This window comes from Dactylosporangium aurantiacum, assembly GCF_000716715.1.
Classification (GTDB): Bacteria; Actinomycetota; Actinomycetes; order Mycobacteriales; family Micromonosporaceae; genus Dactylosporangium; species Dactylosporangium aurantiacum.
Genome location: NZ_JNYJ01000021.1, coordinates 266,428 through 288,105 on the forward strand (window position 1 = coordinate 266,428; position 21,678 = coordinate 288,105).

The window sequence follows — 21,678 nt, forward strand, 5'->3', positions numbered from 1 at the left end:
CGTGAACGTCGAAGCGCTGCGCTTCCCCGGTCGGGAGTTCGACCCGTCGACCGGCGTCGCCCGCTTCCACTATGCGCTCGGTGACCTCGTGCTCACCGAGACCGTCGACTTCGGACCGCCGTCGGTGCTGCACCCGGCGCTCGACCGGGTCCTCGACCTGCTCTACGTCGCGGCCTCGACCTCCTACTACAAGCTCGCCGCGCCGAAGCGGGTGGAGCTCGGCCTCCCCCTCGCCGAGAAGGCGCTGCCCTGGGTGACCGCGCTGTACCGCGAGGGCCTCGGCGAGTTCGCGTACCAGAACCAGCTGGCCTACGTGCTGGACCTCGACATCGTGCCCGGCCCGTTCGCGGAGCCGCCCGCCGCCGTGCACGAGCCGGCGGGGCCGCCCCTCGCCGCGGTCGGCGGCGGCAAGGACTCGATCGTCACGATGGAGGCGCTGCAGCGCGCCGGGCTCGACCCGGTGCTGTTCGCGGTGAACCCCAACCCGATCATCCGCGCCGTCTGCGCCGTGTCGCCGCAGCCGACCCGCTTCGTGCGCCGCACCCTCGACCCGCGGATGCGCGAGCTCAACGCGACCGGCGCGTACAACGGCCACATCCCGGTGACCGCGATCAACTCGCTGGTCGCGGTCGCCGCCTCGCTGATGCACGGCCTCGGGCCGGTCGTCATGTCCAACGAGGCGTCGGCGTCGGTGCCGAACCTCAACTGGCTCGGCCGCGACATCAACCACCAGTGGTCCAAGGGCCTGCCCGCCGAGGCGCACCTGCGCGACGCGCTGCTCGCCCACGCCGGCCTGCAGGAGGCGTACTTCTCGCTGCTGCGCGGCCTGTCGGAGCTGCACATCGCGGCGCTGTTCGCCAAGTTCACCGCCTACGACGCGGTCGTGACCAGCTGCAACGCCGCGTTCAAGCAGCGCGACGCGACCGAGCGGTGGTGCGGGCACTGCCCGAAGTGCCGCTTCGTCTTCCTCGCCATGGCCCCGTTCACCGGCCGCGAGCGCCTGCTCAAGATCTTCGGCACCGACATCTTCGCCGACGAGACCCAGCTGCCCGGGTACCGGGAGCTGATGGGCCTCACCGCGCACAAGCCGTTCGAGTGCGTGGGCGAGATCGAGGAGTCCCTCGTCGCGCTGCGCCTGCTCGCGGGGCAGGACGAGTGGAAGGACACCCTCATCGTCTCGGCGCTGACGGCGGAGGCGGCCCTGCCGACGGACGCCGAGGTCGAGGCCACGTTCCGCGGCGACGGACCCAACCTGGTCCCGCCGGCCTACCTCGCCGCCCTGGAGGCTCTCGGTGCAGCTCGCTGACCTGCGCGACCGGCGCGTCGCCGTCTGGGGCACCGGCCGGGAGGGCGTCGCCGCCGTCCGCGCGATCGCGCCGGTCGGGCCCGCGTCGCTGGTCGCCGTCGACGACCGGCAGAACTTCCTCACCACGGACTGGTCGCCGCAGCTCGCCGCGCTCGCGCCGCTGCACACCGGCCCGGCCGCGTTCGACGCGCTGAGCGCCGCCGACGTGGTCGTGCGCTCCCCCGGCGTCGCGCAGACCCACCCGTGGATGGTCCGGCTCCGCGCGGCCGGCAGCCGGGTCACCGGGGGCACCGCGCTGTGGATGGCCGCGCACCGGGACCGTACCGTCGGCATCACCGGCAGCAAGGGCAAGAGCACGACGAGCAGCCTGGTCAGCCATCTCCTGGCCGCCGCCGGCCGGCCCAACGAGCTCGGCGGCAACATCGGCATCCCCGTGCTCGACCTGCCGCCGGCGCCCGCCTATGTGCTGGAGCTGTCCGCCTACCAGTGCGCCGACCTGGACGACTCGCCCCGCGTCGCGGCGGTCACCTCGCTCTTCCCGGAGCACCTGGACTGGACCGGCGGCGAGGACGAGTACTACCGGGTCAAGCTCAACCTGGTCGCCAACGGCCCGGCCGCGGTCGTCGTGCACGCCGGGTCCGCCGCGGTCCTCGGCGAGCTGGCGCGCCGCCACCCCGGCCTGCCGCTGCACGTCGTCGGCGGCGAGGACTCCTTCCACGTCCGCGACGGGGTGTTCCACCTCGGCGCCGCGCCGCTGTTCCCCCGCTCGGCGCTGCGGCTGCTGGGCGCGCACAACGAGGCCAACCTGTGCGTCGCGCTCGGCGTCCTGCAGGCCTACGGCGTCGACGTCCGCGACGCCGCGCCGGCCCTGGAGGCGGCCCTCGGCGCGTTCGCCGGGCTGCCGCACCGCCTGGAGCGCATCGAGGACCCGTCGGGGCTCACCTTCGTCGACGACTCGCTCTCCACGATCCCGCAGGCCGCCGTGCACGCCATCGAGGCGTTCCGCGACCGGCCCCTGACCGTCCTGCTCGGCGGCGAGGACCGCGGCGTCGACTACACCCCGCTGCGCGACTACTTCGAGGCCGCGACGGTCCCCACGACCGTGATCGGCATGCCGGACAGCGGCGCCCGGCTGGTGTCGCTCCTCGACGGCCTGCCCCTGGTCACGACGTACGTCGCCGACAGCCTGGTCGACGCGGTCGCGCTGGCCCGCAAGGTCACCCCGGCCGGCGGGGTGGTGCTGATGTCCCCGGCGGCGCCGAGCTACGGCCGCTTCGACAACTACGCGCACCGCTCCAGGGTCTTCCGCCAGGCGATCGAGGACTCCGCCCCGTAGCCCGGGCCGCGGGCGGCCGGCCGGTCAGGCCGGCTGAGCACGCCAGGCGGCGATGACGGCCTCGGCCCCGTCGGCGACCTCGGTCGCGTCCAGGTCGTCGGTGTCCAGCACCGCGTCGACGCGGCGCAGCTCGTGCCGGGCGGTGAGGTAGGCGCCGAGCTGGTCGAGGCGCCAGACCTGCGGGCCGTCGTCCTCGTCGCTCTCGACCCGGTCGATGAGCACCGGGGCGGACGCGTCCAGCAGCAGGTGGCGCACCTCGTGGCCGCGGCCGCGCAGGCCGTCGAGGAGCTCGCGCAGGACGGGGGCGCGCAGCACGGTCATGGGCACGATGAGCGGGTCGGCGCCGCGGGCCTGCCAGGCGGCGGCGGTGACGGTGGCCGAACGCCAGGCCGACAGGTCCTGGTAGTCGCCGGGGCGCAGCAGCCCGACGGTGCGCTTGAGGACCCAGCCGATGCGCTCCGGATCGAACGCGCGCACCCGCGGGTCGCGGCGGCACAGCTCCTTCGCGAGCGTCGTCTTGCCGACACCGAAGGGCCCATTGATCCAGACGATCACCGCACCAGCCTTTCACGGGCCGCCGCCCGCGGGCCAGGCGCCGCGCGCGGGTCGCGGCCCGGCTGCCAGGTTCTTCGCAGCCCGCGTCGAGCCCAATGGCAGGCCGAGGAGCCATAAATGAGCAATGAACATCTTGACACTGCCGCTGCGTTCCGCATCCGACCTCGACCACGTGACCGTGCTGGTCATCGCCGCCGACACCCGCTTCGCCGATCTCACCCGGTACCTCCCCCAGGACTGGACGGTGCTGCGGCGCACCACGCCCGAGCCGGTGGTGCGCGACCCGGACATCGTGGTGCTCGACGACCCCGGACCAAGGGCGGTGACCGCCGCCTGCCTGCGCCATCCCACGTCGGCGATCGTGGTGGTGCTGAGCCCGTACAGCGATCACCAGGAGGTCGTCGACGTGCTGGAGGCCGGCGCCGACGCCTGTGTGCGTTCCAACACCACCGCGGTCGTGGCCGCACACGTCGAGGCCTGCCGGCGGCGCCAGGCCGCATAGGCATTTGGCGTTTCCGACAACATATTCCAGAGAGCGCTTTCATGGGGTTTCACGATTGACAATGCGCTAGTCATGAGCCACTCTGAATCGTGTCTTGAGAGCGCTCTCAGGCCGATTGGCGGCCAGGGTGACCAGCCGATCGTCCCGGCGAATCGTGATCAGGGTGTAACCGGTGTGAGGGTGTGACGGGCGGCGGAGCGACATGCTTCGTCGCCCGTCCCTTTTTGTGCGCCATAACATCGGGCGGCTTCAGTCATGATGGGTCCGGCAGACAGATATGGGGGAAAGCGCACATGGTGATGTCGGGGCGCGACAGGCCCACCCTGGAGAACGTCGCACAGCGCGCCGGGGTCTCCCGGGCGACGGCCTCCCGCGTGGTCAACGGCTCGACCTCCGTCGCGCCGCACATCCGCGACAAGGTCCTCAACGCCGTCGACGCCCTCGGCTACGTGCCCAACCAGGCGGCGCGCAGCCTGGTGACCCAGCGCACCGACTCGATCGCGCTCGTGGCGTCGGAGACGACCAGCCGGGTGTTCTCCGACGACCCGTTCTTCGCCGCCGTCATCCGCGGCGTCAGCCTCGAACTGGAGGCCGCCGACAAGCAGCTGGTGCTGATGATGGTCGGGCCGTCCGGGCCCAGCCACGACCGGGTCGAGCGCTACGCGACCGGCGGCCACGTCGACGGGGCGATCATCTTCTCCATGCACGGCGCGGACCCGCTGCCAGAGCGCCTGAGCCGGGCCGGCGTGCCGGTGGTCTGCAACGGCCGGCTGCTGACCCAGTCGCAGGTGCCCTATGTCGACGTCGACAACGAGGACGCCGCCCGCACGGCCGTGCACCACCTGCTCGACACCGGCCGCCGCCGGGTCGCCACCATCGCCGGTCCGCAGGACATGAGCGCCGGCATCGACCGGTTGAAGGGCTACCGCTCCGCCATGCAGGACGCCAGCCGGCGCTCGATCGTGGCGGTCGGCGACTTCACCCGGCAGTCCGGCGCCCTCGCCATGAGCCAGCTGCTCGCCGACGACCCGCAGCTGGACGCCGTGTTCGCCGCGTCCGACGCCATGGCCGACGGGGCGCTGCGCTCCCTGCGCCAGCACGGCCGCCGGGTGCCGGACGACGTGGCGGTCGTCGGGTTCGACGACATGGAGTTCGCCCGCGACACCGAGCCGCCGCTCACCACGGTCCGCCAGCCGATCACCGACATCGGGCGCACCGTGGCCCGGCAGGTGCTGCGCCTCGCGGCCGGCGAGCAGATCGAGCCGGTGCTGCTGCTGCCGACGGAGCTCGTGAAGCGCGAATCAGCTTGAGTGCGCCGCTTGCGGCGCATTGGGGGGTCCGGGGGTGAGCATCCCCCCGGCGGGACCCGCCGCCTGCGGTGGGGCAGCTAGTAACAGCTTGAGTGCGCCGCTTGCGGCGCATCGGGGGGTCCGGGGGTGAGCATCCCCCCGGCGGGACCCGCCGCCTGCGGTGGGGCAGCTGGTAACAGCTCGAGTGCGCCGTTTGCGGCGGGGCGGCCGGTAAGAGCCTGACGTCCGCATCGATTTGCGGCATTGTGGGACGGGTGAGACTCGCGACCTGGAACGTGAACTCGGTCAAGGCCCGGCTCCCCCGGCTGCTCGAGTGGCTCGAGCTGGCCGGCCCCGACGTGCTCTGCCTGCAGGAGACCAAGGTCGGCGCGGACGGCTTCCCCGCCGAGGAGGTCGCCGCGCTCGGCTACGCCACCGCCGCGCACGGCGAGGGCCGCTGGAACGGGGTGGCCCTGCTGTCGCGGGTCGGCCTGGACGACGTGGTGCGCGGCCTGGAGGGTGACCCCGGCTGGGCGGGCGAGCCGGCCGGCGAGGAGGGGCTGTTCGAGACGCCCCGCATCGAGGCACGGGCGGTCTCCGCCACGTGCGGCGGGGTGCGGGTGTGGTCGGTGTACGTGCCGAACGGCCGCACGCCCGAGTCGGCGCACTACGCGTACAAGCTGCGCTGGCTGGAGGCGCTGCGCACCCGGGTGGCCGGCGAGCTGGCCGGCACCGACCGGCTGGTGGTGTGCGGGGACTTCAACGTCGCGCCCACCGACGCCGACGTCTTCGACCCGCGGGCGTTCATCGGCTCCACCCATGTGACGGCGCCGGAGCGCGAGGCGCTCGCCGCGCTGCGGGCGGCCGGGCTGCGCGACGTCGTGCCGGCGCCGATGAAGGGACCGAACCCCTTCACCTACTGGGACTACCGAGCCGGTATGTTCCATCAGGACAAAGGGATGCGCATCGACCTGTTCTACGCGAGTCCGGCCGTCGCCGACGCCGTCAAGGCGGCCTACATCGACCGCGAGGCGCGCAAGGGCAAGGGTCCGTCGGACCACGCCCCGGTCGTGGTGGACATCGATATATGAGTACGCTCCGTGATCAGTGACACCTGGCCGGACGGTACTGTTAAAAGTGAAACGATCAAGTAAAGTGGTGGATGGCCCCCGGGCTCCTGGCGTGCGCACTTCGTCCACAACACAGCGTGATCACACCGTTACCATGAGCCGGTAATTCGCCCGATTCGGGGGTGTATGATCCAAAAGTCGCTGAGCTAGGATCACGCCCTCATCACGGCCCGGCGTGGACTTGGTTACAGGACGGGGGGTGACCCTTGACGATCGGCCGAACGGGAGACAGGGTTCCTCCAACGGAGGCGACACACCAAGTCGGCTTCGTGCACGCTCTGCCCGTGGACCGAACCTGCGGATAGGGCACCAGGAGTCCACGAAGACACAGCCGATCGGCTGCTGACTGCCACGGGCCCCGGCCTGGCCGACGCGCGGTTCCATGCTGCGACGGTCACGGCTGTCGGCTGTCCAATGGCGGGCAAGCGGCCGGGGAGAGGGGCGCCACGCCCATGACTATGGGACCCGTCACGTCCAAGAGCGACGAGCAGGTGCCGAGTGTCGAAGAGGCGACCAGCACGCCGTCCGGTGTCCCCGCCAAGGCCATCGAAGGCAGGTCGCTCGGTCAGATCGCCTGGACCCGTCTCAAGCGCGACAAGGTCGCGCTGACCGGTGCCAGCATCATCGTGTTCCTCGTGCTCGTCGCGATCTTCGCGCCGCTGATCAACAAGGTCTGGGGCCACCCGATCAACGAGTACCACCAGGACAAGATCAACCCGAGCCTCGGCGGTATCCCCGAGCCGGGCACCTGGGGCGGTATCAGCAAAGAGTTCCTGCTCGGTGTCCAGCCGGTCACCGGCCGCGACATGTTCTCGCAGATCATCTACGGCGCCCGGGTCTCGCTGCTGGTCGCGCTGTCCGCCACCCTCGTCGCCGTGATCCTGGGCGTCGTGCTCGGCATCACCGCCGGCTACTTCGGCGGGTTCGTGGACAACATGATCAGCCGCCTGATGGACCTGATCCTCGCGTTCCCCTACCTGCTGTTCTCGATCGCGCTGATCTCCGTCGTGCCGGGCACCACCGCGTGGCGCATCGCCGTCGTCGTCGGCGTCATCTCGTTCTTCAGCTGGCCGTACATCGGCCGCATCGTGCGCGGACAGACACTGTCCCTGCGGGAACGGGAGTTCGTCGAGGCCGCCCGCAGCGTCGGCGCCGGCCCGACCCGGATCCTGTTCCGGGAGCTGCTGCCCAACCTGGTCGCGCCGATCCTCGTGTACTCGACGCTGGTCATCCCGACCAACATCGTGTTCGAGGCGTCGCTGTCCTTCCTCGGCGTCGGCGTGCTGCCCCCCACTCCCTCGTGGGGCCGCCTGCTGTCCGACGCGGTGAACTACTACACCTACGACCCGGTCTACATGTTCGTGCCGGGCCTCGCGATCTTCATCATGGTCCTCGCGTTCAACCTCTTCGGCGACGGTCTGCGCGACGCGCTCGACCCGAAGGCCAACCGGTAACCCGCCGCCGGCTTCCGCCATCCCGGCCCGGGGCCGGGTCCCACGCCAGGGATCCGTCCCGTGCCACCCGATCTCCGCTCGCACAGCAGCACAGCTCGGACGGCCCGTCCCTCGGCGGGTCGCGCCAAACAAGGAGGGAAACCTAGTGAGAATGAGGACAGGGGCATTGGTGGCCGGTTCGGCCGCTGTCGCCCTGGTGTTGTCCGCCTGTGGGTCGGGCGGCGACGACAAGACGCCCAGCACGGGCGAGAGCACCGCGGGTGTGTCCGGCTTCAACGCCGCCACCAAGGGCGTCGTCAACCCTTCCGACAAGAAGGGCGGCACGCTCAAGCTCGTCAACCACTCCGACCCGGACTCGTTCGACCCGGTCCGCGCGTACTACGCGTGGGTGTGGAACTTCCAGAAGGGTTACTACGTCCGGACCCTCCTCACGAACGCCGCGAAGCCGGGTGAGGACGGCCTGAAGCTCGAGGCCGACCTGGCCGAGAAGCTGCCGGAGATCACCGACGGCGGCAAGACGTACACCTTCAAGCTCAAGGCCGGCGTCAAGTTCGAGGACGGCTCGCCGATCACCTCGAAGGACGTCAAGTACGGCATCGAGCGCGTCTTCGCGCAGGACGTGCTGTCCGGCGGCCCGACCTACCTGGTCGACGTGCTGGACCAGGGCCAGAAGTACCCCGGCCCGTACAAGGACACCGACCCGGACAAGCTGGGCCTGAAGTCCGTCGAGACCCCGGACGACACCACGATCGTCTTCAAGTTGAAGGAACCGCTGTCGGACTTCAACTACCTGCTCGCCATGCCCGGCGCCGGCCCGGTCCAGAAGGCCAAGGACACCGGCGACAAGTACGGTGACAAGCCCGTCTCGACCGGCCCGTACAAGTTCCAGTCGTACGACCCGGGCAAGAAGGCCGTCCTGGTCCGCAACGAGAACTGGGACCCGAAGACGGACACCCTGCGCAAGGCGCTGCCGGACCAGATCGACCTCACCATCGGCACCGCCGTCGAGGAGATCGACAACCAGCTGCTGAGCGGCGACCTGGACATCGACACCGCGCAGACCGGCGTTCAGCAGGGTGCGCAGCCGAAGATCCTGCTCGACGCGACCAAGAAGGCCAACGCGGACACGCCGACCACCGGCTTCATCCGCTACTTCTCGATCAGCACCAAGGTCCCGCCGTTCGACAACATCCACTGCCGCAAGGCCGTGCAGTACGCCACGGACAAGATCACGATGCAGACCGCTCGTGGTGGCGCCGAGGCCGGTGGCGACATCGCCGTGAACATGCTCCCGCCGAACATCGCGGGTCACGACCCGGCGCTGGACCCGTACAACACCAAGTCCGGCAAGCCGCAGATCGACAAGGCCAAGGAAGAGCTGGCCGCGTGTGGCAAGCCGAACGGCTTCGACACGGTCATCGCCACCCGTAACGCCGGCAAGGAGCCGAAGACCGCTGAGGCGCTGCAGGCCGCGCTGAAGAACGTCGGCATCAACGCCCGCCTCGACCCGACCGACGCGTCGCTGTACTTCCGCTCGACCATCGGCGCGCCGTCGAACGTCAAGGCCAAGGGCTACGGCCTCATGATGGCCGGCTGGGGCGCGGACTTCCCGACCGGTTACGGCTTCCTGTCGATCCTGGTCGACGGCCGCACGATCTCCCAGTCGGGTAACAACAACTACGCCGAGCTCGACAACCCCGAGGTCAACAAGCTGATCGACGAGGCGAAGGCCGCGACCGACCCGAAGGCCGCCGCGGACATCTGGGGCAAGATCAACAAGATCGTCATGGACGAGGCCGTCATGGTGCCGTTCGTGTACGACAAGGCCCTGAACTACCGCAACCCCCGCCTGACGAACGTGTTCGTCACGGAGTACTACGGCATGTACGACTTCAGCAGCCTGGGTGTCTCCAGCTGACCTGGTCGTACCTGACCGAGCAATGCCAGTAAGCCGGTAACCCGCCCTTCCGAGGAAAGAAGGCAGGTGAAGGCCACGGCGCCGGCCGGTGAGACGGGAACCCCGTCGAGCCGGCCGGCGTCAGGCCGCACACGTGATCAATTACATCCTGCGCCGCCTGGTCGTGGCAGTTGCGCTGCTCGTCGCCGTCTCGGCCGTCACCTTCCTGATCTTCTTCGCGATCCCGAAGGCCGCCGGGGCCGATCCCGCCCAGATGTACGTCGGTAAGTCGGCGACCCCGCGCGACGTCGAGGCGACCCGGATCAAGCTCGGCCTCGACAAGCCGATCTACGTCCAGTACGGACGCTTCCTGAAGGGCATCGTCGCCGGCCGCGACTACAACAACGGCCCGAGCGTCACGCACTGCTCCGCCCCCTGCTTCGGCTACTCCTTCCGCACCGACCGCGAGGTGTGGCCGCTGCTGATCGACCGGCTCCCCGTCACCATCTCCCTCGCCCTCGGGGCCGCCGTCATCTGGCTGCTCTTCGGCGTCGCCGGTGGTGTCATATCCGCACTGAGACGCGGCTCGATCGCGGACCGCACAGCGATGATCATCGCGCTCGCCGGTGTCTCACTGCCCATCTACTTCACCGGTCTGGTCGCCCAGCAACTGTTCGTGCACACCTGGCCGATCTTCGACGGCGGTGAGTACGTCAACTTCAAGGACGACCCCGCCGGCTGGGCCAACAAGCTGTTCCTGGCCTGGGTCACCCTGGCGCTGCTCTTCGCCGCCCAGTACACCCGCCTCACCCGCGCACAGATGCTCGAGACGATGAGCGAGGACTACGTCCGCACGGCCCGCGCCAAGGGCCTGAGGGAGCGGGTCGTGGTCGGCAAGCACGCGATGCGCTCCGTGCTGACCCCGATCGTCACGATCTTCGGTCTGGACCTGGGCGGCCTGCTCGGCGGCGCGATCCTCACCGAGAGCGTCTTCAGCCTCCCCGGCATCGGCCGGCTCAGCATCGACGCGGTGAACGTGAAGGACCTGCCGATCATCCTGGGCGTCACGCTGTTCGGCGCCTTCTTCATCGTCGTGGCCAACCTGCTCGTGGATCTGCTCTACGCCGTGATCGACCCACGGGTGCGGCTCTCGTGAGCCTGCCGCAGCCCCGCACCGCTCGACCCGGCACCCCTGGAAAGGAGTGAGCATGTCCACCAGTCTGCTCAAGGACGGCGACCCGTCCCCGGCCCGCGCCGGCACGTCCGCACAGGCCTTCCTCGACGTGCGCGACCTGCGCATCCACTTCAAGACCGACGACGGTGTCGTCAAGGCCGTGGACGGCCTGACGTTCCAGCTGGAGCGCGGCGAGACCCTCGGCATCGTGGGTGAGTCCGGCTCCGGCAAGAGCGTCACCAGCCTGGGCATCCTCGGCCTGCACCGGCGGGGCTCGGCGAAGATCTCCGGTGAGGTCTGGCTGGACGGCGAGGAGCTCATCGGCGCCTCGCCGGAGCGGGTCCGCACGCTGCGCGGCGCGAAGATGTCGATGATCTTCCAGGACCCGCTGACCGCGATGCACCCGTACTACACGGTCGGCAAGCAGATCATCGAGGCCTACCGGGTGCACCACAAGGTCGGCAAGGCCGACGCCCGGCGGCGCGCGGTGGAGATGCTCGACCGGGTCGGCATCCCGCAGCCGCAGAAGCGCGTCGACGACTACCCGCACCAGTTCTCCGGCGGTATGCGGCAGCGCGCGATGATCGCGATGTCGCTGGTCAACAACCCGCAGCTGCTCATCGCCGACGAGCCGACGACCGCCCTGGACGTGACGGTGCAGGCGCAGATCCTGGACCTGATCCGCGACCTGCAGGCCGAGTACAACTCCGCGGTCATCATCATCACGCACGACCTGGGTGTGGTCGCCGAGCTGGCCGACGACATCCTGGTCATGTACGGCGGCAAGGCCGTCGAGCACGCCTCCGCGCAGGACGTCTTCCGCCGGCCGGAGCACCCGTACGCCTGGGGCCTGCTGTCCTCGATGCCACGCGTCGACCGGGAGGTGCGCGACCGGCTGGTCCCGATCAAGGGCAACCCGCCGTCGCTGATCAACCTGCCGAGCGGCTGCTCGTTCCACCCTCGCTGCCCGTACGTCGAGCGCAACGGCATCCCTTGCAAGACGGTCGAACCGACGCTGGCGGAAGGCACGGCCGAGCACGGCGTGGCGTGCCACATCCCGCCCGCTGAACGGCTGGCCATCTTCAAGTCGGACATCGCCCCATCCCTCTGAGGAGCACGACAGTGTCGACGAGCACCCAATCCCAGCCCGCCGCGGCACCTCAGCGGGGCGGCGAGAACCTCCTCGAGGTCCACGGCCTGGAGAAGCACTTCCCGATCCTGCGGGGGGCCTTCTTCAAGCGAAAGGTCGGCGCCGTGCGCGCCGTCGACGGCATCGACCTGGCCGTCAAGGCCGGCGAGACGCTCGGCCTGGTCGGCGAGTCCGGCTGCGGCAAGTCCACCACCGGCCGGCTCATGACCCGGCTGCTGGAGCCGACCGGCGGCAAGGTGATCCTGGAGGGGCGCGACATCTCGCACCTCGGGGTCGGCCAGATGCGCCCTCTGCGGCGCGAGATCCAGATGATCTTCCAGGACCCGTACTCGTCGCTGAACCCGCGGCACACGGTCGGCTCGATCGTCGGGGCGCCGCTGCAGGTGCAGAACATCAAGACCCCGCACGGGCAGAAGCGTGAGGTCCAGCGGCTGCTGGAGCTGGTCGGGCTCAACCCGGAGCACTACAACCGCTACCCGCACGAGTTCTCCGGCGGCCAGCGCCAGCGCATCGGCATCGCCCGGGCCCTGGCCCTGCAGCCGAAGCTCATCGTCGCCGACGAGCCGGTCTCCGCCCTGGACGTGTCGATCCAGGCGCAGGTCGTCAACCTGCTCGACGACCTGCAGCGCGAGTTCAACCTGACCTACGTGTTCATCGCGCACGACCTGTCGGTGGTCAAGCACATCTCCGACCGGGTCGCGGTCATGTACCTGGGCAAGGTCGTGGAGGTCGGGCACCGCGACGGGCTCTACGCCTCGCCGCTGCACCCGTACACGTTCGCGCTGCTGTCGGCCGTGCCGGTGCCGGACCCGGACCGCCGGGACAAGGCGCAGCGCGAGCGGGTTCTGCTGACCGGTGACGTGCCCAGCCCGATCGACCCGCCGTCGGGCTGCCGCTTCCGGACCCGGTGCTGGAAGGCGCAGGAGGTCTGCGCCCGGGAGGAGCCGCCGCTGCGCGAGCTGCTGCCGGGCCAGACGGTCGCCTGCCACTTCCCGATCACCGACGAGGAGCGCTCCGGCAAGGGCGCGCAGGCCGCCCGGGCCGCCGCGGCGGAGATCCCGGTGGCCGCCTCGACGGACCCGTTCGCGGAGCCGATCGCATAACCGGACCAATACCGTCGGGGAGCTGCCAGTAGCGGCTCCCCGACGTTGTTACGGTCGCGCCATGGACGCCCCCGAAAGCATTCGCCTGGCCCGGCTTGAGCGTCAGGTCGCATTTCTCTATCGTCATTTCGGACTCGATCCGGCTCTCGCCGACGTCTTCCCGGGCGCCGACGGCCTGCCGCCGGAGTTCCTCGCCGCGCTGAAGCGTCACGACCTGGTGACCGCGATCAAGCTGTATCGCCAGGCCACCGGGGCCGGCCTTGCGGACGCAAAGGAAACCGTGGAGCGAATCGCCCGCGGTCTTTGAAGATCTTGGCGTGAATATCTTCCGCAGCCGAATGTTTTTCGATCTCATATCCCCATCCCCTCGAACCGGGAGGACATGTGGGATTCAACAAGAGGTTCACGGGCGCCGCGGTCATCACCGCGGCGTTGACCGTGACCGCGGCAGGCCTGCCGGCTCCGGCGAGCGCCGAGGCCGTCGCCAACACGGAGTACACCGTGGTGGCGGCGGACAACGTCTCCGTCAGTGACGCGGCCGCCGCCATCACCAAGGCCGGCGGCAAGGTCGTGGCGACCAACGACACCGTCGGGATGTTCACGGTCCTGGCACCGCAGAGCGGGTTCGTCGAGAAGGCGGCCGCGTCGTCGAAGCTCGTCGGCGCCGCGCACCGCACCGCCATCGGCAAGGCTCCCAAGAAGGAGCAGCCGGGCGACGTGGAGAAGGAAGCACAGGCCGCCGCGGCGGCCGCGAAGAAGCCCGGCGGCAAGAAGCCCGCGACCGCCGGGATGGACCCGCTGGACGACAAGCTGTGGGGTCTCACCACGGTGAAGTCGGACCAGGCCCGCAAGGTCAACGCCGGTGACAAGCGCGTCACCGTCGGCATCCTGGACACGGGCGTCGACGCGTCGCAGCCCGACATCGCCCCGAACTTCAACTGGGCGCTGTCGAAGAACTTCGCGCCGGACAAGGTCGACATCGACGGTCCCTGCGAGGTCGCGAGCTGCCTCGACCCGGTCGGCACCGACGACGGCGGCCACGGCACGCACGTCGCCGGCACGATCGGTGCGGCGGCCAACGGCTTCGGCATCTCCGGTGTCGCGCCGAACGTGTCGCTGGTCGAGCTCAAGGGCGGCCAGGACTCGGGGTACTTCTTCCTCGAGCCGGTCGTCAACGCGCTCGTCCACGCGGGCCAGACGGGGATCGACGTGGTCAACATGTCGTTCTACGTCGACCCGTGGCTGTTCAACTGCACCGCCAACCCGGCCGACTCGGCGGCCGCGCAGGCTGAGCAGCGCACCATCATCCGGGGCATGTTCCGGGCCCTGACGTACGCCCACTTCAAGGGTGTCACGCTCGTCGGCGCGCTCGGCAACAACCACGAGGACAAGGGCAAGCCGCGCACCGACATCTCCAGCCCGGACTACCCGGCGGACTCCGCCTACGACCGGCCCATCGACAACAGCTCCTGCTGGGACCTGCCGGTCGAGGGCCCGTTCGTGATCGGTGTCTCCGCCCTCGGCCCGTCGCTGAAGAAGTCGGACTTCTCCGACTACGGCGTGGAGCAGATCGGCGTCTCCGCCCCCGGCGGCTGGTTCCGTGACGGCTTCGGCACGGACAGCTACCGCACCAACGAGAACATGATCCTCTCCACGTACCCGAAGAAGGTGCTGCAGGAGGAGGGCACGGTCGACGCGGATGGCAACGTCCTGCCGGAGGCCGAGGGCCTGGTCTACAAGGAGTGCACCGCGGCCGGGAAGTGTGGCTACTACACCTGGCTGCAGGGCACCTCGATGGCGTCCCCGCACGCGGCCGGTGTCGCGGCGCTCATCGTGAGCGCGCACGGCGCCAAGCACGGCAAGGACTTCGGTCTCGAGCCGTGGAAGGTCGAGTACCTGCTGTACAGCACGGCCGCCGAGCACGCCTGCCCGACGCCCGCGCTGCAGACCTACACGCAGGAGGGGCGCAGCGAGGAGTTCAACGCGCTCTGCGAGGGCAACCTGCAGTTCAACGGCTTCTACGGCTTCGGCATCGTCGACGCCTACGCGGCCGTGACCGCCAGGGCCTGGTGGGAGCACCGCTAGTCGCTTGACCGCTCGACCCCGGCCCGGTGGTGCCCTCGCGCCGCCGGGCCGGGCCTTTGCCGCGGCCGTTATGTGCCGCGGGCCGCCAGGCGGCCGCCGAGCAGGGCGTCGACCTTGCTGACCAGCGTGCTCGGCCGGATGGGCTTCTGCAGGTACTCCGTGGCGCCGACCAGCATCGCCTCCTCGCGGCCGCGCATCCGCCCGTACGCGCTGACCATCAGGACCGGCAGCTTCGCGGTCGCGGGGTCGGCCCGCAGCGTCTTGCACAGGTCCAGACCCGACAGCCTGGGCATCCACATGTCGGTGACCAGCAGGTCGAACTCGGCGTCCCGCAGCGCCTCCAGGGCCTCGCCACCGCTGGTGACGGCGACGACGGCGGCACCGGCGGACTCCAGCGCCATGGTGAACAGCTCCCTGATGTCCGGGTCATCCTCGGCCACCAGGATCGTGGCCACCGTCTCCACGCCGTCGTCCATCAGCCCAGCTTAAGATCCTCTTCGTGGTGTACGAGGCGGCTTCGAGCCGATACCAGGACATGCAGTACCGGCGCAGCGGGCGCAGCGGGTTGAAACTGCCGGCGATCTCGCTCGGCCTGTGGCACAACTTCGGCCACGCCCGGCCGTACGAGACCCAGCAGGCGATCGTCCGTCGCGCCTTCGACCTCGGCGTCACGCACTTCGACCTGGCCAACAACTACGGGCCGCCGCCGGGCTCCGCGGAGCTGAACTTCGGCCGCATCCTCGCCGAGGACCTGCGCCCCTACCGGGACGAGCTGATCATCTCGACGAAGGCCGGCTACGACATGTGGGAGGGCCCGTACGGTGAGTGGGGCTCCCGCAAGTACCTGACGGCGTCGCTGGACCAGTCGCTGCGGCGGATGGGCCTGGAGTACGTCGACATCTTCTACTCCCACCGGCCCGACCCGGACACGCCGCTCGAGGAGACGATGGGGGCCCTGGACCGGGCCGTGCGGGCCGGCAAGGCGCTCTACGCCGGCATCTCCAACTACTCGCCGCAGCAGACGGCCGAGGCCGCGCGCATCCTGCGGGAGCTGGGCACGCCGCTGCTCATCCACCAGCCGCGGTACTCGATGTTCGACCGCTGGATCGAGGACGGGCTGCTCGACGTGCTGGAGGCCGAGGGCGCGGGGTGCATCCCGTTCTCGCCGCTGGCGCAGGGGCTGCTGACCGACCGGTACCTGCGCGGCATCCCGGACGACTCGCGGGTGCGCACCAGCCACTTCCTCAGCGAGAGCGACCTGAGCCCGGCGCGGCTGGCCACCATCAAGGCCCTCGACGAGGTGGCCCGCGGGCGTGGGCAGAGCCTCGCGCAGCTGGCGCTGGCGTGGGCGCTGCGGGACCCGCGGGTCACCTCGTTGATCATCGGGGCGAGCTCGGTGGCGCAGCTGGAGCAGAACCTGGGGGCGCTGTCGGCTCCCGCCCTGTCCGCGGACGAGCTCACCCGCATCGACGCGGTGCTAGCTGAGCAGGCCGTTTAGCGTCGTGATCACGGGCTGGAGGGCGGTGGGCACCGCACCGTCCTTCGCCGTGACCTCGTGACCGCCGTAGGTGATGGTGTACGTGTAACCGTCGGCGACGTTGGTGCTGCCGTTGGCCGTGGGCAGCTTCGAGAAGCCGACCTGCTCGAGGGCGCCCTTGATCGCGGTCAGCTCGGCCGGGGTCAGCTTGCCCTCCTTGGTGCCGGCCTTGGTCGTCAGCGTCCAGGCGCCGTCCGGGCGCACGACGAGGCGGTCGTTCGTGCCGGCCAGGCCACCCTGCCGGGTGAAGATCAGCAACGTGTCGGTGGCGCCCGGCCCGGCGCTCGTGCTCGAACTGGCCGACGCGCTGGCCGGCGCGGCGGCGCTGGTGGACGGGGTGCCGCTGGCACCGGCGGTCGCGTCCTTGGCCTCGTCCGCGCAGCCGGTCAGGGCCAGCGCGAGCAGGGCGGTGACGGCGATCGGGGTCCTCGACTTCATCGAAGGTCTCTCCATCTCTCTTGGACTGCTCGGTCGTTCGGCGGGTTCCCCGTGACGTGTTCTTCGTTACCTTCGGTGCTCGGGGGGCGGTAACTCGCTCGTTTCTTGTCGTACCCCCACGACATGATTGCCCCATGCGCCTCGACCCGTACCGTCGTGTTCTCGCCCTTCCCGGCGTGCGGTCGCTCATGGTGCTGGCGCTGCTGGCCCGCATCCCGATCACCGCCATCGGGGTCACGATGACGCTGCACGTGGCGCAGGATCTCCATCGCGGCTGGGGCGCCGCGGGTCTGGTCGGCGCCGCCCTCACCGTCGGCACCGCCATCGGCGGCCCGCTCAACGGCCGCTTCGTCGATCGTAAGGGCCTGCGCCCGATGCTGGTCGCCACCACCGCCTGCGAGGCGCTCTTCTGGGCGGTGGCGCCGTCGCTGTCCTACCCCGCGCTGCTGGTCGGCGCCCTGGTCGCCGGCGTGTTCTCGCTGCCGGTGTTCTCCGTGGTGCGCCAGTCACTGGCCGCGCTCGTCCCGGCCGACCAGCGCCGCCAGGCCTACGCGCTGGACTCGATGTCGGTGGAGCTGTCGTTCATGGCCGGCCCGCCGCTCGCCGTGCTGCTCATGAGCAGCCTGTCGGGCCGGTTCACCATGTGGGCGATCGGCGGCTGCCTGGTGCTGGCCGGCATCGCCCTCTTCGTGACCGACCCGCCCGTGCACGCCGCCGCCGACGCGGCCACCGACCCCGCCGAGGCCGCCGCCCCCGTGCGCCGCCGCGACTGGCTCACCCCGCGCTTCCTCGCCGTCTGCGCCGCCGCGGCCGCCACCACGATGGTCCTCGCCGGCACCGACCTCGGCATCGTCGCCATGCTCCGCGAGGCCGGCAAGGTCCAGCTGATCGGCGGCGTGCTGGCCGCCTGGGGCGTCTACTCGCTCATCGGCGGCTTCGTGTATGGCGCCCTGACCCGCGCGGTGCCGCTCGTCGCCCTGATCGGCGGCCTGAGCCTGTGCACCCTGCCGATCGGCCTCGTCGGCGACCGCTGGTGGCTGCTGTTCATCGCCCTGCTGCCGGCCGGCGCGCTCTGCGCACCCACCCTGAGCGCGAGCGCCGACCTGGTGAGCCGCCTGGTCCCCTCCCCCGCCCGCGGCGAGGCCATGGGCTGGCACGGCTCCTCCCTGACCGTCGGCCTGGCCGTCGGCTCACCCCTCGCCGGCTGGGCCATCGACCACGGCTCACCGGGCTGGGGCTTCGCGGCGGTGGGGGCGGTCGGCGCCCTCATCACCGCCGTCCTGCTGGTCCTGCGCCGCACCAGCACTCCCCTCGACCCCACCACGTCCCCACTCCCCACGGCCGACGCGGTCCCGACCGCCGCCACGACCGCCCCAGTCCCCGCCGACGCGGCACTTCCTACCGCCGTCACGGTCGCCGCCGCCGCCCCAGTCCCCACGGCTGTCACGGTCCCCGCCGCCGCCCCAGCACTCCCCACCGCCGCCACGGGCCCCGCCGCGACCACGGTCCCCGCCGCGGACGCAGCACTCCCCGCCGCCGCCACGGCCACGGCCACGGCCACGGCCACGGCCACGGTCTCCGCCGCCGCTCCGGTCCCCGCCGCCGCCGACCCAGCCCTCCCCACCGCCGCCACGGGCCCGGCCGCCGCTCCAGTCCTCGCCGCCGACCCAGCCCTCCCCACCGCCGCCACCGTCCTCACCGACGCAGTGCTCCCCACCGACATGGCAGCGGGCACACCCGCGCGGCGCTGACCCCGAACACGGCAGCCGACGCCTTCGACGGCAAGACACCAACCGCCAACGCGGCACTCACCAACGACGCAGCACTCTCCCACCAGCTCGGCATTGACCAGCGACGCGGCGTTGACCAGCGACACGGCAGCGAGCACACCGGGCGCGTCGCTGGCCATCAACGCGGCAGCCGACGCGTTCGCCAAGACACTGACCGCCAACGCAGCGCTCACCAACAACACACCGCTGCCCAGCAACACCACAGCGGACGCACTCAGCGCGGCGCTGGCCACCAACACGGCGGCGGACGCTTTCGACGCGGCGCTTGCCACCAATGCGGCGGTGGCGAGCAGCAACCGGCGCTGACCAGCGACACAGCAAGCGCACCCGGCGCGGCCCTCACCAGCAACGCGGCTCTGACCAGCGACGCGGCAGCGGACACACCCTGTGCGGCGCTGGCCACCCATGCTGCAGCAGACCCATTCGACGCGGCACTGACCGCCGAGCGGCACTGACCAGCAACACGGCGGCAGGTACACCCGCCCGGCGCTCGCCACCGGCGCGGCGGCCGGCGCTTTCGACACGGCAGTGTCCACCGGCGTCGCATCGAGCAGCAACCGGCGCTGACCAGCAACACAGCAACCGGCGCGGCACTTGTCACCGACTCGGCGGACGGCACCTCCGACGCGGCGCTCGCCACCGGGCACACTCGGTGCAGCGCTGGCCACCTGACGTAGCGTCGGACGCTTTCGCCGCGGCGGCGCGTGTCGCCATCGCTGCCCCTGACGCCGCTGCGGCCGCTGCTGCTGATCCCCACCGCGTCGACAGACAACAGTTCGGCTGCCACCCGCCGTGACCGCGCTTGCCGACCTCGCCGCGACCCCGCGGGTCACTCGGCACCACCGTCGCGCACGGCGCGCCGCTCGCCGACAGCTCGGAACAACGCCATTGGCCGGACCACCGCTCACATCCCTCGTGGACCGCCTTCCCCGCCCCGCCGCTGCCGTCGGCGCGACCGCTCCCATCGACGTCGCGGCAGCCCAGCCGCCGCCCTCACCGCCACTGACGTCAGCCCGGAGTGCCGCCACCACGGCCATGCCAGCTCCACCGACGCCATCGCGGTCCGCGGTCGACCAGAGCACCGCTCACATCCCCGAAACGCGCCCACCGGAGCAGCACTGCCGTCGGCGCGCTGCGACGGCTGGGCCGTTTCCACCGTGCTGGTGCCGCTGCGGGCAGCCGGTGCCGCTGCGGGCAGCCATCGCTGGCGCGGGCCGTGGCGCTGCTGTCGCCGACCGGCGCGGCCGCTCAACCATCGCCGCAATCCGCCGGCCGTCGTTACTGCTGTAGCCGACGTTGCCGGTTTCGCTTCCGGTGCTGCGGTAACCCGGTGGATTGCCGGCGTCCTGGGGACGGCGATCCACCTGGTAAAAGATGCATCGGGCGGGAGGGGCGCGGTGGCAGTCGAGATCATCTACGAGACGCACTCGATCACCACGGACAACGAGGCGGGTGTGGCTACCGGATGGTTGCCTGGGCAGCTGTCGGAGCGGGGGCGGGAACTGGCCCGGGAGCTCGGACGGCGCCGGCGCGGGGACGGGCTCGCCGTGGTGTTCACGTCCGACCTGGCTCGTGCGGTGGAGACCGCCGACCTCGCCTTCGGGGGCGGGGTCGACGTACGGCGGGACCGGCGGCTGCGGGAGTGCGACTACGGGACGCTCAACGGCAGGCCGGTGGGCGAGGTCGCGCGCATCAGGGCCCGGCACATCCGGGTGCCGTTCCCGGGCGGGCAGAGCTACCAGGACGTGGTGGAGCAGACACGGGACTTCCTGACCGACCTCGCCCGGGAGTGGGACGGGGCGAAGGTCCTGCTCATCGCGCACTCCGCAAACCGGTGGGCCCTGGACAACCTGCTGGGCGGGGTACCGCTCGAGGAGCAGGTCGACGCGCCCTTCGCGTGGCGGGAAGGGTGGTCGTACACCCTGCCCGGTGGCTGGGACGGCAGCTGACGGCCGGGCGGAAAAGTCGGGATCCGGGGTGTTCGCGAGGGAACTGCCGACCGGGAGCCTCGTTAAATCTTTGTGTTGGCACGTTTCGGGCACGAGTCGCGCCGGCGGGGGTGGTGGATCACCGAGCGTGTGCCGGGCCGGGAAAGGTCTGACGATCGCACGGTGGCGCCGGGACCCCGTACGGGCTCGCGCGCCCGGAATTGTCCGGAAGGGGACCGTCGAGGCTGAGGGCTCGTGGGAATCGACAGGCCGGGCGTCGGCGGACAGGGCCGAGAACCGGACACGGAAAGCGCCCGATCACGGTCGTGAACCGCGGCGGAAAGTTACGGCCGGATCGCTGGGTATACGGCAGGTGAACGGCGCCTTGCCGCCGCTCAGCGGGGCCGCGCGTGCATCTTGCACGGTGCGGCCCGGCGGTGGCGGTACGGACGCCGCAATCGACGACGGCGAGGCGTTCAGGGACGGGTTCGGCATCGGCGGGCGTCGCTGGCTGAATGCGTTTCGGCGGCAGGTGAAGATCGAGTTCGGCGGCGGGCGTGTACTTCGTCACCCCGGCTGGAGCGGACGGAGGGCGGGACGGGAGGCGTTGTCGCTGGTCAGAGTGGTTTCGGCCAGTCAAGTGGGGGCCCTTGACGGACTGTGGCACACAGGACGACGGCCCGATGACCGGGTATCCAGGAATGGGACTGATCGATGGGACCTACCCGGCTCGACCGATTGGAGAGGTTTTGCAGGCAGTGAGAACAGCGGCGGAGGCGATCACCGCAAGGACAGCGGCGATCACGGAAAGTATCCGTCGAGTAGGGACCGCTGACATGCGCAACTCTCCGGAAAACCCGCCATCAATCGGGGTAAAACGGGCCGGATCCACCCGGCTGCCAGCCATATCTACCGGGTCCGGCGACAAACGGGATGGTTGCGTCCGTCACTCAGCGCGGTACGATCCGCCAGAGCCGCCATGCGGTCATCGGTGTGGAACCCCC

The 21,678-nt window shown here is 70.7% G+C and carries 19 protein-coding genes; 16 read left to right on the forward strand and 3 right to left on the reverse strand.

Features of this window, described 5'->3' with window-relative positions:
- Position 1 precedes the first annotated feature (1 nt).
- A complete protein-coding gene (locus OP18_RS24080; protein WP_033361231.1) occupies positions 2 to 1,306 on the forward strand; it encodes a MurL-like N-terminal domain-containing in 1,305 nt (434 codons plus the stop codon).
- The gene (gene murD / locus OP18_RS24085) at positions 1,293 to 2,642 is read left to right on the forward strand and encodes a UDP-N-acetylmuramoyl-L-alanine--D-glutamate ligase (RefSeq protein WP_033361232.1); all 1,350 of its coding nucleotides are present in this window, start codon (positions 1,293 to 1,295) and stop codon (positions 2,640 to 2,642) included. Before OP18_RS24080 ends, murD begins: the two co-directional genes overlap by 14 nt.
- A gap of 24 nt (positions 2,643 to 2,666) precedes the next feature.
- Here the strand turns inward: murD and OP18_RS24090 are convergent, their stop codons facing one another.
- The gene (locus OP18_RS24090; protein ID WP_033361233.1) at positions 2,667 to 3,197 is read right to left on the reverse strand and encodes an AAA family ATPase; all 531 of its coding nucleotides are present in this window, start codon (positions 3,195 to 3,197) and stop codon (positions 2,667 to 2,669) included.
- 124 nt (positions 3,198 to 3,321) lie between these two features.
- Here OP18_RS24090 and OP18_RS24095 point away from each other — a divergent pair, with 124 nt between their 5' ends.
- The 10 genes from OP18_RS24095 to OP18_RS24140 all read left to right on the forward strand — a co-directional run bounded on the left by OP18_RS24095 (position 3,322) and on the right by OP18_RS24140 (position 14,981).
- A complete protein-coding gene (locus tag OP18_RS24095; RefSeq protein WP_033361234.1) occupies positions 3,322 to 3,699 on the forward strand; it encodes a response regulator transcription factor in 378 nt (125 codons plus the stop codon).
- 299 nt (positions 3,700 to 3,998) lie between these two features.
- Entirely contained in the window at positions 3,999 to 5,009 is a 1,011-nt protein-coding gene (locus OP18_RS24100) for a LacI family DNA-binding transcriptional regulator (RefSeq protein ID WP_033361318.1), read from the forward strand.
- A 254-nt stretch (positions 5,010 to 5,263) separates the two neighbouring features.
- Positions 5,264 to 6,079, forward strand: a complete 816-nt coding sequence (locus tag OP18_RS24105) for an exodeoxyribonuclease III (RefSeq protein WP_033361235.1) — start codon at positions 5,264 to 5,266, stop codon at positions 6,077 to 6,079.
- Between the two features lie 491 nt (positions 6,080 to 6,570).
- On the forward strand, positions 6,571 to 7,572 hold the full coding sequence (locus OP18_RS24110; protein ID WP_033361236.1) for an ABC transporter permease: 1,002 nt from the start codon (positions 6,571 to 6,573) through the stop codon (positions 7,570 to 7,572).
- A 169-nt stretch (positions 7,573 to 7,741) separates the two neighbouring features.
- Positions 7,742 to 9,490, forward strand: coding sequence for an ABC transporter substrate-binding protein (locus OP18_RS24115; RefSeq protein WP_245635504.1), 1,749 nt, complete (start codon positions 7,742 to 7,744; stop codon positions 9,488 to 9,490).
- A gap of 133 nt (positions 9,491 to 9,623) precedes the next feature.
- A complete protein-coding gene (locus OP18_RS24120; RefSeq protein WP_033361238.1) occupies positions 9,624 to 10,625 on the forward strand; it encodes an ABC transporter permease in 1,002 nt (333 codons plus the stop codon).
- A gap of 52 nt (positions 10,626 to 10,677) precedes the next feature.
- Complete coding sequence (locus OP18_RS24125; protein WP_033361239.1) at positions 10,678 to 11,754, forward strand: ABC transporter ATP-binding protein; 1,077 nt, start codon at positions 10,678 to 10,680, stop codon at positions 11,752 to 11,754.
- A gap of 11 nt (positions 11,755 to 11,765) precedes the next feature.
- On the forward strand, positions 11,766 to 12,896 hold the full coding sequence (locus OP18_RS24130) for an ABC transporter ATP-binding protein (protein WP_052387212.1): 1,131 nt from the start codon (positions 11,766 to 11,768) through the stop codon (positions 12,894 to 12,896).
- Positions 12,897 to 12,957: 61 nt separating this feature from the next.
- Positions 12,958 to 13,203 carry a hypothetical protein gene (locus OP18_RS24135; RefSeq protein WP_052387213.1) on the forward strand — a complete coding sequence of 82 codons (246 nt, stop codon included), beginning with the start codon at positions 12,958 to 12,960 and terminating at the stop codon, positions 13,201 to 13,203.
- Between the two features lie 77 nt (positions 13,204 to 13,280).
- Entirely contained in the window at positions 13,281 to 14,981 is a 1,701-nt protein-coding gene (locus tag OP18_RS24140; RefSeq protein ID WP_033361240.1) for a S8 family serine peptidase, read from the forward strand.
- 68 nt (positions 14,982 to 15,049) lie between these two features.
- Here the strand turns inward: OP18_RS24140 and OP18_RS24145 are convergent, their stop codons facing one another.
- Entirely contained in the window at positions 15,050 to 15,457 is a 408-nt protein-coding gene (locus OP18_RS24145; RefSeq protein WP_033361241.1) for a response regulator, read from the reverse strand.
- Between the two features lie 59 nt (positions 15,458 to 15,516).
- On the opposite strand from OP18_RS24145, the gene mgrA reads away from it, so the two are divergent.
- A complete protein-coding gene (mgrA, locus tag OP18_RS24150; protein ID WP_052387214.1) occupies positions 15,517 to 16,479 on the forward strand; it encodes an L-glyceraldehyde 3-phosphate reductase in 963 nt (320 codons plus the stop codon).
- On the opposite strand, the gene OP18_RS24155 is transcribed toward mgrA, so the two are convergent.
- Positions 16,459 to 16,956, reverse strand: a complete 498-nt coding sequence (locus OP18_RS24155) for a hypothetical protein (protein ID WP_033361243.1) — start codon at positions 16,954 to 16,956, stop codon at positions 16,459 to 16,461. The genes mgrA and OP18_RS24155 overlap by 21 nt on opposite strands.
- A 134-nt stretch (positions 16,957 to 17,090) precedes the next feature.
- On the opposite strand from OP18_RS24155, the gene OP18_RS24160 reads away from it, so the two are divergent.
- From OP18_RS24160 to OP18_RS24170, 3 genes are all read left to right on the forward strand, one after another.
- The gene (locus OP18_RS24160) at positions 17,091 to 18,707 is read left to right on the forward strand and encodes an MFS transporter (protein ID WP_081971043.1); all 1,617 of its coding nucleotides are present in this window, start codon (positions 17,091 to 17,093) and stop codon (positions 18,705 to 18,707) included.
- A gap of 93 nt (positions 18,708 to 18,800) precedes the next feature.
- Positions 18,801 to 19,052 (forward strand): hypothetical protein, encoded by a 252-nt coding sequence (locus OP18_RS24165; RefSeq protein WP_033361244.1) that lies wholly within the window; start codon positions 18,801 to 18,803, stop codon positions 19,050 to 19,052.
- A gap of 1,091 nt (positions 19,053 to 20,143) precedes the next feature.
- On the forward strand, positions 20,144 to 20,695 hold the full coding sequence (locus tag OP18_RS24170; RefSeq protein ID WP_033361245.1) for a histidine phosphatase family protein: 552 nt from the start codon (positions 20,144 to 20,146) through the stop codon (positions 20,693 to 20,695).
- The last annotated feature ends 983 nt before the right edge of the window (positions 20,696 to 21,678 follow it).

Excerpts from the sequence above, each read along its gene's own strand:
- OP18_RS24160 (WP_081971043.1), top strand. The coding sequence starts at position 17,091 with ATGCGCCTCGACCCGTACCGTCGTGTTCTCGCCCTTCCCGGCGTGCGG.
- OP18_RS24135 (WP_052387213.1), top strand. The coding sequence starts at position 12,958 with ATGGACGCCCCCGAAAGCATTCGCCTGGCCCGGCTTGAGCGTCAGGTC.
- OP18_RS24155 (WP_033361243.1), bottom strand. The coding sequence starts at position 16,956 with ATGAAGTCGAGGACCCCGATCGCCGTCACCGCCCTGCTCGCGCTGGCC.
- OP18_RS24145 (WP_033361241.1), bottom strand. The coding sequence starts at position 15,457 with ATGGACGACGGCGTGGAGACGGTGGCCACGATCCTGGTGGCCGAGGAT.
- OP18_RS24125 (WP_033361239.1), top strand. The coding sequence starts at position 10,678 with ATGTCCACCAGTCTGCTCAAGGACGGCGACCCGTCCCCGGCCCGCGCC.
- OP18_RS24095 (WP_033361234.1), top strand. The coding sequence starts at position 3,322 with ATGAACATCTTGACACTGCCGCTGCGTTCCGCATCCGACCTCGACCAC.
- mgrA (WP_052387214.1), top strand. The coding sequence starts at position 15,517 with ATGCAGTACCGGCGCAGCGGGCGCAGCGGGTTGAAACTGCCGGCGATC.
- OP18_RS24100 (WP_033361318.1), top strand. The coding sequence starts at position 3,999 with ATGTCGGGGCGCGACAGGCCCACCCTGGAGAACGTCGCACAGCGCGCC.
- OP18_RS24110 (WP_033361236.1), top strand. The coding sequence starts at position 6,571 with ATGACTATGGGACCCGTCACGTCCAAGAGCGACGAGCAGGTGCCGAGT.